Source organism: Endozoicomonas gorgoniicola (assembly GCF_025562715.2).
Lineage (GTDB): Bacteria > Pseudomonadota > Gammaproteobacteria > Pseudomonadales > Endozoicomonadaceae > Endozoicomonas_A > Endozoicomonas_A gorgoniicola.
In genome coordinates, this window is record NZ_JAPFCC010000001.1 from 781,505 (window position 1) to 795,489 (window position 13,985).

Sequence of the window (13,985 nt, forward strand, 5' to 3'; positions counted from 1 at the left end):
AATGGCGGCACTTCATACCCTTACCTTTGATGCGATTGTTATTGGCGGAGGCGGCGCAGGTATGCGCGCTGCGCTGCAGTTAACTGAGGCAGGTATCAGGACGGCCTGTATCACGAAAGTTTTTCCGACCCGTTCGCACACCGTTTCGGCCCAGGGAGGAATTACCTGTGCAATAGCCAGTGATGACCCCCATGATGACTGGCGATGGCACATGTTTGATACGGTTAAGGGCTCTGATTATATTGGTGATCAGGAGGCCATTGAGTACATGTGTTCCGTTGGTCCTCAGGCTGTGTTTGAGCTGGAACATATGGGGCTGCCATTTTCCAGAACCGATGAAGGACGCATTTATCAGCGTCCGTTTGGTGGTCAGTCCAAAGAGTACGGAAAAGGTGGTCAGGCAGCGAGAACCTGTGCCGCAGCTGACCGAACCGGACACGCGCTGTTGCATACCCTTTATCAGGCCAACCTGAAAGGTGGTACCACCTTTTTTAACGAGTGGTACGCCGTTGACCTGGTCAAAAACCAGCGGGGACAGGTAGCAGGTGTTATTGCCATTTGCATTGAGACCGGTGAAACCGTTTACGTTAAAGCCAAGGCGACAGTGCTGGCAACGGGTGGTTCAGGCCGAATTTACGCTTCGACCACCAATGCCCTGATTAACACCGGTGACGGCATTGGCATGGCGTTGCGTGCAGGCTTCCCGATGCAGGATATGGAGATGTGGCAGTTTCATCCAACCGGTATTCATGGTGCCGGCGTTCTGGTCACAGAAGGTTGCCGTGGTGAAGGGGGCTACCTGATTAACAGCGAAGGTGAGCGTTTTATGGAACGCTATGCGCCGAATGCCAAAGACCTGGCTGGTCGTGATGTGGTCGCCCGTTCCATGATTATTGAGATTCTGGAAGGCAGAGGCTGCGGCCCGAATAAAGACCATGTAATGCTGAAACTTGATCATCTGGGTGATGAAACTCTGAACCTGCGCCTGCCGGGTATTTGTGAGCTGTCCAAAACCTTTGCCCATGTTGATCCTGTGAAAGCGCCGGTTCCTGTGGTACCTACCTGCCATTACATGATGGGCGGTATCCCGACCAATATTGGTGGTCAGGCACTGTTCCCTGATGATCAGGGTAATGATCAGGTGGTGGATGGTCTTTACGCCTGTGGAGAAGCCGCCTGTGTATCGGTTCACGGTGCTAACCGTCTTGGCGGTAACTCTCTGCTTGATCTGGTGGTCTTCGGCCGGGCAGCAGGGCTGCAGATTGAAAAGAGCCTGAATGAAGGTTTTGACTCAGTCGATGCATCCGACAGTGACATTGAGGCGGCACTGTCCAGACTTGACCGTCTTAATAGCAGTCAATCCGGTGAAAAAGTCGCGGAGCTGAGAACCGAACTGCAAAATACCATGCAGCTGTATTTCGGTGTGTTCCGCGAAGGTGGCAGTATGCAGGAAGGCCTTAAAAAGCTGGATGAACTGGGCGAGCGGATGCAGAACATCCATCTGCAGGATAAGAGTCAGGCCTTTAATACCGCAAGAGTTGAAGCTCTGGAGCTTGAAAACCTTTATGAGGTGGCTTACGCCACAGCGGTTTCAGCTGAAGAGCGTAAAGAGTCCCGGGGCGCACATGCCCGGAATGATTTTACCGAACGTGATGACGAAAACTGGCTGGTTCATTCGGTTTACTACCCGACAGACAGGGCAGTAGGTAAACGTCAGGTGAATTTTGCTCCCACATCAATGGAAGCCTTCCCGCCCAAGGCAAGAACGTATTAAGGGAGGCTCAGGATAGTTATGTTAGTAAGTGTCTATCGCTATAATCCGGAAACGGATGCCAGGCCTTTTATGCAGGATTATCAGATCGAGATTCCGGAAGGCAAAGACCTGATGGTGCTTGATGTTCTTAACCTTCTGAAAGAGCAGGACCCGAGCCTGGCTTATCGTCGCTCCTGTCGTGAAGGCGTTTGTGGTTCCGATGGCTTAAGCATCAGTGGGACTAACGGACTGGCGTGCATCACGCCCCTGTCAGAAGCTTCCCGGGGCAAACGTCTGGTTCTGCGGCCACTGCCGGGGCTGCCCGTTATACGAGATCTGGTCGTCGATATGGGGCAGTTCTACAAGCAATATGAAAAGATCAGGCCCTATCTGATTAATGATCAGCCGCCTCCTGCGATTGAACGTTTGCAGTCGCCGGAAGATCGGGAAAAGCTTGACGGGCTCTATGAATGCATACTCTGTGCCTGCTGTTCAACAGCCTGCCCGTCTTTTTGGTGGAATCCTGACAAGTTTGTGGGGCCTTCGGGCTTGCTGCAGGCCTATCGTTTTCTGGCAGACAGTCGCGATACCGCCACTCAGGAGCGCCTGGCTGATCTGGATGATCCGTTCAGCGTGTTCAGGTGCCGGGGCATTATGAACTGCGTCAGTGTTTGCCCAAAAGGGTTGAACCCGACCAAAGCCATTGGGCATATCCGGCAGATGCTATTTAACAGCGCCACTTAATGGCGTTTTCGCTTTTAGGAGTTACAAATAGTATTTTTTTATTGTTACAAATAGTATTTTTTTTATTGTTAATTGTATCTACAATAGAGCGGGATTGTTCGAAGGTGTAGCTGGTTGTATACATAGCTCTGCCTGTAGTTTACTCTTGGATACCTGCCGGTTTTGTGACCAGTTTTTTTGTGAACGGCCGGTAAGTTTTACCAGCAGGGGCGGCCAGCATTGTGTTGGTTAAATAAGATTTGCCCCAGATATACGGGGTGCAGACCATGCAAGAAGGTGTGATGCAGCAAATGTGGGCGACGTCTCATATTGCCGGGGGAAATGCTGCATACGTCGAGGAGTTGTACGAGCTTTATCTGCGAGACCCTAATGGTGTCTCAGAAGAATGGCGTGATTATTTTGAAAAGCTTCCACAGGTGAATGGTGGCAATCCGGATGTGCCACACTCAACCATTCAGGAAAACTTCATCCTGATGGCCAGGCAGCATCAGACTACCCGACCAATAGCAGCCAGCACAGTATCCAGTGATCATGAACGAAAACAGATTCAGGTTCTGCGCCTGATCAGTGCATATCGAATCCGTGGTCATCAGCAGGCGCGCATTGATCCGCTGGGGATATTAAAAAGGGAGAAGTTCCCGGATCTTACCCTTGAATACCACGGCCTTTCCCGGGCCGACCTGGAGATCGAGTTCCAGACCAGCACCATTTTTATTGGCAAAGAACGGGCAACGTTACAGGAAATCATCGCTGCACTCGATGCCACCTACTGTGGCTCAGTAGGTGTTGAGTACATGCATATTGTTAACACGGAACAGCGCCGCTGGTTTCAGAGCCGCATGGAAAGTGTCAGAGGACGCCCTGAAGTGGGTAGGGAAGCCCAGCTGCATCTGCTGGAACGTCTGACCGCTGCGGAGGGGCTGGAAAAATACCTTGGTACCCGTTACCCCGGAACCAAGCGTTTTGGCCTTGAAGGTGGTGAAGCGTTGATTCCCATGCTGGATGAAATGATCCAGAGAGCAGGCTCTTACGGAGCCAAAGAAATCGTCATTGGAATGGCGCACCGTGGTCGTCTTAATGTCCTGGTGAACATCCTGGGTAAAAATCCTTCTGAGCTTTTTGATGAGTTTGAAGGCAAGAAAATGGCAGACAGCGGCTCTGGTGATGTGAAGTATCACCAGGGTTTTTCGTCTAATGTTATGACACCTGGTGGTGAGGTTCATCTTGCGCTGGCTTTTAACCCTTCGCATCTTGAAATTGTTGCGCCAGTGGTCGAAGGTTCAGTGCGGGCTCGGCAGGATCGGCGTCATGATGATATCCGGGGGCAGGTGATTCCTGTTTCCATTCACGGTGACGCAGCTTTTGCCGGACAGGGCGTTGTGATGGAAACCCTGCAGATGTCTCAGACCCGTGCTTACAGTACCGGTGGTACTGTTCATATCATTATTAACAATCAGGTAGGTTTTACCACCAGTCGCCGGGAAGACGCTCGTTCAACTGAGTACTGTACCGATGTTGCCAAAATGGTGGGTGCGCCAATTCTTCACGTAAATGGTGATGATCCGGAAGCAGTTCAGTTTGTGACCAAACTGGCGCTGGATTACCGTATGGAATTCAAACGGGACGTGGTGATCGACATGGTCTGCTATCGTCGTCGTGGGCACAACGAGGCTGATGAACCCTCAGCCACTCAGCCCATGATGTATCAGACAATCAAGAGTCATACCACGACCAGAGATTTATATGCTGAAACCTTGGTTGGGCAGGGAGCCCTCTCTGCTGAAGCCAACAAGGAGCTGGTGAATACCTATCGGACTGCACTGGACAACGGCGAGCATGTTGCCAAGGCGCTGGTTAAGGAACCCAATACGGGGCTGTTTGTTAACTGGATGCCTTATCTGGGACACGAATGGACAGCACGCCATGATACCCGGGTAGCCCTGGGCAATCTGCAGGAACTGGGACAGAAACTATGCGAAATTCCTGAGGGCTTTGTGTTGCAGCGTCAGGTCAGCAAAATAATTGATGATCGTCGTAAGATGGCAGCAGGTGCATTGCCCATAAACTGGGGTTGTGCAGAAGTGCTGGCTTATGCCTCTTTGTTGAAAGAAGGGCATCCAGTTCGAATCACCGGCCAGGATGTTGGTCGCGGAACCTTTTCTCACCGTCATGCTGTGCATCACAACCAGAAAGACGGCAGCGCACTGGTACCTCTGGCCAGGCTGAGTGATGACCAGCCTCCGTTCCAGATATGGGATTCGCTGCTTTCTGAAGAAGCCGTGCTGGCTTTTGAGTATGGCTATGCGACCACGACGCCGGGGGCGCTGGTGGTCTGGGAAGCCCAGTTTGGTGATTTTGCCAACGGTTGTCAGGTGGTGATAGACCAGTTTATTACCAGTGGTGAACACAAGTGGGGACGCCTGTGTGGCCTGACCATGCTGTTGCCTCATGGTTACGAAGGGCAGGGGCCGGAACACTCGTCAGCCCGGCTGGAACGGTACCTGCAATTGTGTGCGGAACACAATATTCAGGTGTGTGTACCAACAACCCCTGCACAAGTGTTTCACATGTTGCGCCGCCAGGTATTAAGGCCGCTGCGCAAACCTTTAATTGCTTTCACCCCTAAGAGCCTGCTAAGACACAAACAGGCCATTTCAACACTTGAAGAGCTGGCTGAAGGTGGGTTCCAGACCATTATCCCTGAAGTGGATGAGCATAAACACGCTGATGTGCGCCGCCTGATTCTCTGCAGTGGTAAGGTTTATTATGATTTAATCGACAAACGACGTAATGATGAGATTAACGACACCATCGTCGTTCGGATTGAGCAGCTTTATCCATTCCCACAGGACGATCTGGATGAATTAATCATTCAATATCCAAACCTTGAGCATGTTGTCTGGTGTCAGGAAGAACCTATGAACCAGGGAGCCTGGTATTGTAGCCAGCACCACATGCGGCGCTCTGTTGCCCGGCTCAATGATAGTCTGGCGCTTAAGTATGCAGGGCGTGATGCTTCTGCGGCACCGGCGTGTGGCTATATGTCCAAGCATGTAGAAGAGCAACAGAAACTGGTAGAAGACGCATTTACGGTATAAATATTCGTCTTGCGTCGTTCAAAGTGAAAGACGCAGGCAGGTCTAATACTCCAAGGGATCATTATGGCCATTGAAATAAAAGCACCCACCTTTCCCGAGTCTGTCGCAGACGGTGTCGTAGCGACCTGGCACAAAAAAACGGGGGAAGCCTGTAGTCGGGATGAGCTTCTGGTTGATATTGAGACAGATAAGGTGGTTTTGGAGGTTGTTGCTCCGGCGGATGGAACATTAACAGAGATTATAAAGAATGAAGGCGATGTTGTTCTTGGAGAAGAGCTGATTGCCCGGTTTGAAGCGGGTGCTGTTGTTGAAACGCCACGGGAGACGGTAGCAGAACCTGAAGTTGTATCGGCTGAAGTCGCTGCACAGGAACCGATCCTTAGTCCTGCTGCACGCAAAATGGCGGATGAAAAAGGCTTCAACCCCACCGACATTGCCGGAACCGGTAAGGGAGGAAGAGTTACCAAGGAAGATGTGATGCGTCATGCCGATCAGAATCCGGTTGCCAGTCCTGCACCTGTTACTGCTGCCCCCCAGGTAGAGGCCACTACACCGGTGTTTGCCGGTGACCGTGTGGAAAAGCGGGTTCCCATGACAAGGCTTCGTGCCAAGGTGGCTCAACGGCTGGTAGAAGCCCAGCAAACCGCTGCCATGCTGACCACATTCAACGAGGTCAACATGAAGCCGGTGATGGAGTTGCGTAGCCGTTATAAGGATCAGTTTGAAAAACACCACGGGGTCAAGCTCGGCTTTATGTCTTTCTTTGTAAAAGCTTGTACTGAAGCCCTTAAGCGTTTCCCGGCTGTGAATGCTTCGATTGATGGCAATGATATTGTTTATCACGGTTACCAGGATGTCGGTGTGGCAGTATCCAGTGACAGGGGGCTGGTTGTGCCGGTTCTGCGTGACGCGGAAGCCATGAGCCTGGCTGATATTGAGACAAAAATCCGCGAGTACGGACAGAAAGCCCAGGCAGGCAAGCTGGGCATTGAAGATATGACAGGTGGCACCTTTACCCTGTCTAATGGCGGTGTTTTTGGTTCGCTGCTCTCTACTCCGATTCTGAACCCGCCCCAGTCAGCCATTCTTGGCATGCATAAAATTCAGGAGCGCCCGATGGCCGTTAACGGGCAGGTGGAAATTCTGCCCATGATGTATCTGGCGCTATCCTACGACCACCGCTTGCTGGATGGCAAAGAGGCGGTCACCTTCCTTGTGACTATCAAGGAATTACTCGAAGATCCTGCACGCATACTGCTGGAATTATAAGTTGTAGACAATGAGTGGATGACTGTTTCGGCAGTCATCAGATTTATTTGCTAGGAATAGAAATTATGGCAAATCAGTTCGACGTCGTCGTTATTGGAGCTGGACCAGCGGGTTATGTTTGTGCTATTCGCGCCGCTCAACTGGGACTAAAAACCGCTTGTATTGAAAAGTGGTCAGACGACAAGGGGAAGACATTGCTGGGCGGCACCTGTCTAAACGTTGGGTGCATTCCTTCCAAGGCGCTGCTGGACAGTTCACACAAATTCGTTGAGGCACAGAAAGACTTTGCCATTCATGGTATCAAACATGAAGGGGTCGAGATGGATGTGCCGAAAATGATGGCCCGTAAAGACAAGATTGTTCAGACCCTGACCACTGGCGTTGGTGGTTTGTTCAAGGCTAACGGGGTAACACTGCTGGAAGGTGCGGGCAAGGTTCTGGCAGCGAAGCAGGTGGAGTTAACCAGGGGTGACGGCAGTGTAGAAATTATCGAAACCGCTAATGTGGTGATTGCGACCGGCTCCCGCCCGATCGACATACCACCGACTCCGGTTGATAACGATCTGATTGTTGACTCAACCGGTGCGCTTGAATTCAGGGAAGTGCCAAAGCGTCTTGGTGTGATTGGTGCAGGTGTGATTGGTCTGGAGCTGGGGAGTGTCTGGGGGCGTCTGGGTTCAGAGGTTGTGGTTCTTGAGGCCCTTGATCAGTTTCTGCCAGCTGCGGATCAGCAGATTGCTAAAGAGTCCATGAAAATCATAAAAAAACAGGGACTGGATGTGCGTCTGGGAGCCCGGGTGACAGGGTCGGAAATCAGGGAAAAAGAAGTTCATGTTACGTATGTAGATAGTGAAGGCAAAGAGAATTCATTAATTTTTGACAAGCTCATTGTCGCCGTAGGTCGACGTCCTTATACTGAGGGCCTGCTTGCTCCTGACAGCGGTGTAAATCTGGATGAACGTGGTTTTATTTTTGTCGATGACCACTGTGCAACCGATGTACCGGGTGTCTATGCTGTTGGTGATGTCGTACGAGGGCCAATGCTTGCGCATAAAGGCAGTGAAGAAGGCGTTATGGTTGCCGAAATCATTGCTGGCCAGAAAGCCCAGATGAACTATGATCTGGTTCCATCAGTTATTTATATTCATCCTGAAATTGCCTGGGTTGGAAAGACTGAAGAAGAGGTCAAGGCGGAAGGTAATGAATACAAAGTAGGGACCTTCCCATTTGCTGCCAGTGGCAGGGCCCTGGCAGCAAATGATAAAGACGGAATGGTGAAAGTGATCGCTGATAAAGCGACAGACCGCATTCTGGGTGTCCATGTGGTTGGACCCAGTGCGGCAGATCTGGTTCAGCAGGGCGTTATTGCAATGGAATTCGCTGCCAGCAGCGAAGACCTTGCTTTGACAATTTTCTCTCACCCGACGTTAAGTGAAGCTTTACATGAAGCGGTACTGGCTGTGGATGGTCATGCCATTCATATAGCTAATCGCAAGCGGCGTTGATCATTTGATATAAATACTGGAGTTGCTTTTTTAAAGGATTAAGGCAATTCCAGACTGGTAGCAGTGATCAATGGAATAATGCTGGCTCCTGTTTATTTTCAGGCAGTTGCTGCATTAAAGAGTTTGATCTGCAAATGTGGATCGTGGGACTATTTTTTAAGGAAATACAGTTTTCAGACTCACAGGCTATTACTATGCCCGGAAGTGTGAACTGTATTTCTACTCATGGCTGTTTTAATAACAATAATATTAACAACAATGGTAGTGTCAGTATGAATCTCCACGAATATCAGGGTAAGCAACTGTTTGCTGAATATGGCCTGCCTGTGTCTAAGGGTATTGCCGCCGACACGCCGAAAGAGGCAGTAGCCGCAGCAGACATCATTGGTGGCGACAAATGGGTTGTCAAGGCTCAGGTCCATGCCGGCGGACGTGGTAAAGCCGGCGGCGTAAAGTTGGTAAGCAGCAGGGATGAAATCCGGGCATTCGCAGAACAGTGGCTGGGTAAGAATCTGGTTACCTACCAGACCGATGAAAATGGTCAGCCGGTGAGTAGAATTCTGGTAGAAAGTTGTACCGATATTGATCAGGAACTGTATCTGGGTGCCGTGGTTGATCGTTCCAGCCGTCGTATTGTTTTTATGGCATCGACTGAAGGTGGCGTTGAAATTGAGAAGGTAGCCGCTGAAACACCGGAAAAAATTCTCAAGGCGATCATTGATCCTCTGGCAGGTGCGCAGCCTTATCAGGGACGGGAGCTAGCTTTCAAACTAGGCCTTCAGGGTGATCAGGTTAAGCAGTTCACCAAAATTTTTCTCGGACTGGCCCGGTTATTTCAGGAAAATGACCTGGCACTGCTGGAAATTAATCCGCTGGTGATCACATCCGAAGGTAATCTTCACTGTCTTGATGCAAAAGTGGTGATCGACGGCAATGCCATGTACCGGCAGCCCAAGCTGAAAGCCTTTCATGATCCTTCACAGGAAGATTCCAGAGAAGCTCATGCTGCCCAGTGGGAATTAAACTATGTTGCCCTGGAGGGCAATATTGGTTGTATGGTCAATGGTGCGGGTCTGGCCATGGGTACCATGGATATTGTTAAGTTGCATGGTGGCGCTCCGGCAAACTTTCTTGATGTCGGTGGTGGTGCGACCAAGGACAGAGTCAGCGAGGCGTTCAAGATTATTCTTTCAGACGACAGTGTAAAAGCGGTTCTGGTTAACATCTTCGGTGGTATCGTTCGCTGCGACCTGATTGCAGATGGCATTATTGGTGCCGTTAAGGAAGTGGGTGTTGAAGTACCCGTAGTGGTTCGGCTGGAAGGCAACAATGCCGAGCTGGGCGCGCAGAAGCTGGCTGACAGTGGTCTGGACATTATTGCAGCAACCAGTTTGACAGAAGCTGCGCAACAGGTTGTTACAGCAGCAGAGGGCAAGTAATGAGCATCCTGATTAATAAAGACACTAAAGTTATCTGCCAGGGATTTACGGGCTCTCAGGGTACCTTCCATTCTGAACAGGCCATTGCTTACGGCACAAAGATGGTGGGTGGTGTCACCCCGGGCAAGGGTGGGCAGATCCACCTTGGCCTGCCCGTATTTAATACGGTGGCTGAAGCCGTTGATAGCACCGGAGCTGAGGCATCAGTGATTTATGTGCCTGCTCCCTTCTGTAAGGATTCTATTCTTGAAGCGGCAAATTCAGGTATCCGGCTGATAGTCTGCATTACTGAGGGTATTCCAACACTGGATATGCTGGAGTGCAAAGTTCGTTGTGATGAACTCGGGGTTCAGTTGATTGGGCCTAACTGTCCGGGGGTTATTACGCCGGGAGAGTGCAAGATTGGAATTATGCCGGGTCATATTCACAAGCCGGGCAAAGTTGGAATCGTTTCCCGTTCAGGTACGCTGACCTATGAAGCGGTTAAGCAGACAACGGACTATGGTTTTGGGCAGTCTACCTGTGTTGGCATAGGTGGCGATCCGATTCCCGGTTCAAACTTTATCGATATTCTGGAAAAGTTTGAGAAAGATACCCAGACGGAAGCCATTGTCATGATTGGTGAGATTGGTGGTACCGCAGAAGAAGAGGCTGCGGCCTTTATCAAGGATCATGTGACCAAACCAGTGGTTTCTTATATTGCTGGTGTGACTGCACCTCCGGGTAAGCGAATGGGACATGCGGGCGCTATCATCTCGGGTGGTAAAGGTACTGCTGACGAAAAGTTTGCAGCGCTTGAAGCGGCGGGTGTTCGAACGGTTAGAAGCCTTGCTGATATTGGTGAAGCGCTTAAAGATGTAACGAACTGGTAATTTTACGACCAGTTATCGTTGTAAACTATCCTGCCGACAACTCTTGTCAACAAGTCTTGTCAACAACTCTTGTCAACAAAGTAAGCCCCGACTTTTTTCAAGTCGGGGTTTAATTCTGTTAGCCATTGAAAGCTCTGGGTTTGTCGTTGCAACCTGTCTGGTGTTGTGTTCTAGTAGCGCACGACTGATGTTCACCACTTGCAATGGCTCGCGAAATACCAGTCTTTATTTATTTCATAGTTGTCAGGGATTAGCCCGTGGGTACGCCTTACCTGAATCCAGATAAATACCGCTTTATTCGAGCGCTTCGACCATTCTCTTATTCTGTTGCGTTAATTACCTGTGGCCTTGGCGTAACCTTGTCGTTTGTCCATGATTTGGGAGATCCCCTGAGAGGTGTACTCGTCATCCTGGCCGGAGTCTTGTTGCAGGCTGCCAGTAATCTGGCTAACGATCATGCAGACCTGGCTTTGTGGAAAAATCGCACGGGGAGAATGGCTGTGCTGGCGGTCAAACGTATCCGGTTTAATTTTCTGGTTGCAGGTGTGCTTACCTTCATTGCCTCTTTAATGGGTATTTATCTGGTGATTGATGTTGGCTGGCAGCTGCTGGTCTTTGGAGCTTCTGGCATTATTGCCGGTTATTTTTATACGGGTGGACCTATTTATTACAAAAGCCGTGGTCTGGGGGTTCCTGCCGTTTTCCTGCTTACCGGGGTTCTTATGGTCAGTGGTTCCTATTATGCAGTGTCTGCGGAGTGGAGTAATAAGGTTGTATTAATTTCTCTGCCGGTTAGCCTGTTGGCGTCAGCCTTGCTGCTGGCTAATGAATTGAGGGATTACCTTGATGATAAAGCGAATAAAATCGGTACTCTGACAGTAAAGATTGGCTTTAATAACTCTAAAGCGCTGTACGCTTTGTGCCTTTTATTAACTTACCCATTGAGTTTTTATCTGTTTATTATTGGCGCGATACAAAACCCTTTATTATTACTTCTATCTTTAGTCTTTGTCTGGCAACCACTTCGATTGCTGATGTGCGAAGTCGGTGATGTCCAGTTGGTGAGCTTGCCCCCATTGACTGGTCGCTACTTCATTGCTTTTGGAGTGGGTTATATTTTCAGTGTGATGTAAAAAAGGGCTGAAACCAGCCCTTTTTTAATGATGTTTTCTAATCCTTTGATTGCCAGGGAGCCTTATCCTGCTTTCGAAGGTCAAAGGCTTCTGCCTCAAACAGTGAATCCAGGTTGTCCGGCAAGGTGTCAGGTTTGCCTGGCGCGCTTTGCAGAACCCTAAGTTTAGAGAAACGATCCTGTGTGGCTTTCGCTAGTGTTTCAGAGTTCCGCATAATGGTTGGGCGAATAAAGAGCATAAGGTTTCGTTTTTTATTCGTTGTATTTGTACTTCGGAAGAGTTGCCCTAATAGAGGGATATCTCCGAGCAAAGGTACTTTGGACTTACTGGCTCCTGATTCATCTTCAATCAAACCACCGATCACGATAGTCTGACTGTCATCAACCAATACTGTTGTTTTAAGGGTTCGGGTGTTAAATACAAAATCGTCTTCTATGACAACGGTTTGGTCAAGCGTTGAGATTTCTTGCTCTAGCTCAAGCCGAATGCTGTTACCTTCATTGATATGAGGCGTTATTTTTAGTTTGACACCAATATCTTTACGTTCTGTGGTAGTAAATGGGTTGCTGGATGAACCCTGACTACCAGTTTGATAAGAGCCAGTTTTTATTGGTACATTTTTACCAACCTGAAATTCTGCTTCTTCATTATCAAGCGTCAGCATGCTTGGGGTAGAGAGTATGTTGCTGTTGGCTTTTTTGCTCAATGCAGTGACTAGTACACCAAAGTTTGCGCCTCTGAGCGCAAGTGTTCCGATTGGAATATTTTTTGCGTTATTCTCCAAAGGACTGCCAATGACTGAACTAATGTTGGTTTCGCCTTTTTCTCCCCTTGAAGATATAGTTTTGGTTCCATCAATACCCCACTGAACCCCCAGAGCATCACCGATATCACCGGACACTTCAACAATAGCGCCCTCAAGCAAAACCTGCGCCCTTGGAACATCCAGCTGTCGGACAATGTGTTCCATCTCTGTCAGCGTTTCGGGGTCCGCAATAAGTATTAGTGCATTCTGGGTTTCATCAGCTTTTACGAAGACGTTCTGGTTTTTGTTCTTGCTGCTTTTACCGGAGGGCTGCCCTTTTGCCTGTACTTTTGGGGCGGCAGAAGCTGGCTGTGATGCAGGAGCAGACGCGGATGACTTGCCTATTTTATCCTGACTGTCCTGAATGGTACCTGATGCCTCAGAGAGGATTTCAGCCAGGTTTTTCGAGTCGGCATAACTCAGGAACATCACCTTGGTAGTGGATTTTCGGATGCCTTGCTTATCCAGGGTTTCAACCAGTTTTCGAACCCGAATCCGCTTACTGGAATTACCTTTGATCACCAGCCGGTTGCTGCGTTCGTCAGCAATGACCTGTAGTCCACTGGGTAACTGACCCTTGGCAGTTGTCAGGGTGTCCTGAATAATTTTGGCAATATCGCCAACCCAGGCGTGTTTCAGCTGTATCACTTCATAATCATTGTTGCCCGCTTCATCCAGCTCCTTAACCAGCTTGGCGATGCGTTCAACGTTATCGGCAAGGTCGCTGACAATAACGGCATTGCTGGACGCAGAAGCGGCAGCATGACCGTATTGTGCAATAAGTGGCCTGATAATCGGAATCAGCTCGATAGAGGAAACGCTGTGCAGTTCAATGACTCTTGTTGTCATGACTGCATCGCGTGGTTTTTGTGTCGATTCGTTCGGGCTGCTGGTTTTTGCGGTTGTGCTGGGAACAATATTGATGATGTTGCCTTTGGGAATGACGGCATAACCATTGGCTGAAAGAACTTCCAGAAAAACATCGTAAACTTCATCACTGCTGAGTGGTTTGGTTGAAATCACCGAAACGGTATTACCACCTTTTATTCGAGGGTCAATGACAAAAGTTTCACCGGTTATTTTGGCAATTTGCGCAATGAATTCGCGAATGTCAGCATTTTGTTGATTCAGGCTCCACTTTTTTTCTGACGATTTTTCTGATGAAGAATCAGAGGGTGAATTGATTCCCTGCTTGGGCGCCTGTCGGTTTAATGGCGCTTGAGCCAATAGACGATCTGAAATTTGTACATTTGTTTCAGATGATACCGGAGCGGCATTCAGGCTTCCCTGCAATGAAAATAACAGCAAACACGCAAGAAGCGATTTTGGTGCAAAATTAGCCTTGTAGCACTCTTTCATTTTCATCA

The 13,985-nt window shown here is 49.4% G+C and carries 9 protein-coding genes; 8 read left to right on the forward strand and 1 reads right to left on the reverse strand.

Annotated elements, in window-relative coordinates; all coding sequences use genetic code 11:
* Position 1 precedes the first annotated feature (1 nt).
* The 8 genes from sdhA (at position 2) to NX722_RS03635 (ending at position 11,813) form a co-directional block, all read left to right on the forward strand.
* Positions 2-1,774, forward strand: a complete 1,773-nt coding sequence (gene sdhA, locus NX722_RS03600; RefSeq protein ID WP_262566744.1) for a succinate dehydrogenase flavoprotein subunit — start codon at positions 2-4, stop codon at positions 1,772-1,774.
* A gap of 18 nt (positions 1,775-1,792) precedes the next feature.
* Positions 1,793-2,497, forward strand: coding sequence for a succinate dehydrogenase iron-sulfur subunit (locus NX722_RS03605; RefSeq protein ID WP_262566745.1), 705 nt, complete (start codon positions 1,793-1,795; stop codon positions 2,495-2,497).
* Between the two features lie 266 nt (positions 2,498-2,763).
* Positions 2,764-5,595, forward strand: coding sequence for a 2-oxoglutarate dehydrogenase E1 component (locus NX722_RS03610; protein WP_262566746.1), 2,832 nt, complete (start codon positions 2,764-2,766; stop codon positions 5,593-5,595).
* A 63-nt stretch (positions 5,596-5,658) separates the two neighbouring features.
* Positions 5,659-6,864: a 2-oxoglutarate dehydrogenase complex dihydrolipoyllysine-residue succinyltransferase gene (gene odhB / locus NX722_RS03615; protein WP_262566747.1), complete on the forward strand. Its 1,206-nt coding sequence runs from the start codon at positions 5,659-5,661 to the stop codon at positions 6,862-6,864.
* A gap of 65 nt (positions 6,865-6,929) precedes the next feature.
* Positions 6,930-8,369 (forward strand): dihydrolipoyl dehydrogenase, encoded by a 1,440-nt coding sequence (gene lpdA, locus NX722_RS03620; protein WP_262566748.1) that lies wholly within the window; start codon positions 6,930-6,932, stop codon positions 8,367-8,369.
* A gap of 272 nt (positions 8,370-8,641) precedes the next feature.
* Positions 8,642-9,808: an ADP-forming succinate--CoA ligase subunit beta gene (gene sucC, locus NX722_RS03625; RefSeq protein ID WP_262568608.1), complete on the forward strand. Its 1,167-nt coding sequence runs from the start codon at positions 8,642-8,644 to the stop codon at positions 9,806-9,808.
* Positions 9,808-10,680 carry a succinate--CoA ligase subunit alpha gene (gene sucD, locus NX722_RS03630; protein WP_262566749.1) on the forward strand — a complete coding sequence of 291 codons (873 nt, stop codon included), beginning with the start codon at positions 9,808-9,810 and terminating at the stop codon, positions 10,678-10,680. The genes sucC and sucD overlap by 1 nt, the downstream gene beginning before the upstream one ends.
* 257 nt (positions 10,681-10,937) lie before the next feature.
* Entirely contained in the window at positions 10,938-11,813 is an 876-nt protein-coding gene (locus tag NX722_RS03635; RefSeq protein ID WP_262566750.1) for a prenyltransferase, read from the forward strand.
* A 37-nt stretch (positions 11,814-11,850) separates the two neighbouring features.
* On the opposite strand, the gene gspD is transcribed toward NX722_RS03635, so the two are convergent.
* Positions 11,851-13,983, reverse strand: coding sequence for a type II secretion system secretin GspD (gene gspD, locus NX722_RS03640; RefSeq protein ID WP_262566751.1), 2,133 nt, complete (start codon positions 13,981-13,983; stop codon positions 11,851-11,853).
* Positions 13,984-13,985 lie beyond the last annotated feature (2 nt).

Coding starts and splice junctions, on each gene's coding strand:
- sdhA (WP_262566744.1), top strand. CDS start 2: ATGGCGGCACTTCATACCCTTACCTTTGATGCGATTGTTATTGGCGGA.
- NX722_RS03605 (WP_262566745.1), top strand. CDS start 1,793: ATGTTAGTAAGTGTCTATCGCTATAATCCGGAAACGGATGCCAGGCCT.
- NX722_RS03610 (WP_262566746.1), top strand. CDS start 2,764: ATGCAAGAAGGTGTGATGCAGCAAATGTGGGCGACGTCTCATATTGCC.
- odhB (WP_262566747.1), top strand. CDS start 5,659: ATGGCCATTGAAATAAAAGCACCCACCTTTCCCGAGTCTGTCGCAGAC.
- lpdA (WP_262566748.1), top strand. CDS start 6,930: ATGGCAAATCAGTTCGACGTCGTCGTTATTGGAGCTGGACCAGCGGGT.
- sucC (WP_262568608.1), top strand. CDS start 8,642: ATGAATCTCCACGAATATCAGGGTAAGCAACTGTTTGCTGAATATGGC.
- sucD (WP_262566749.1), top strand. CDS start 9,808: ATGAGCATCCTGATTAATAAAGACACTAAAGTTATCTGCCAGGGATTT.
- gspD (WP_262566751.1), bottom strand. CDS start 13,983: ATGAAAATGAAAGAGTGCTACAAGGCTAATTTTGCACCAAAATCGCTT.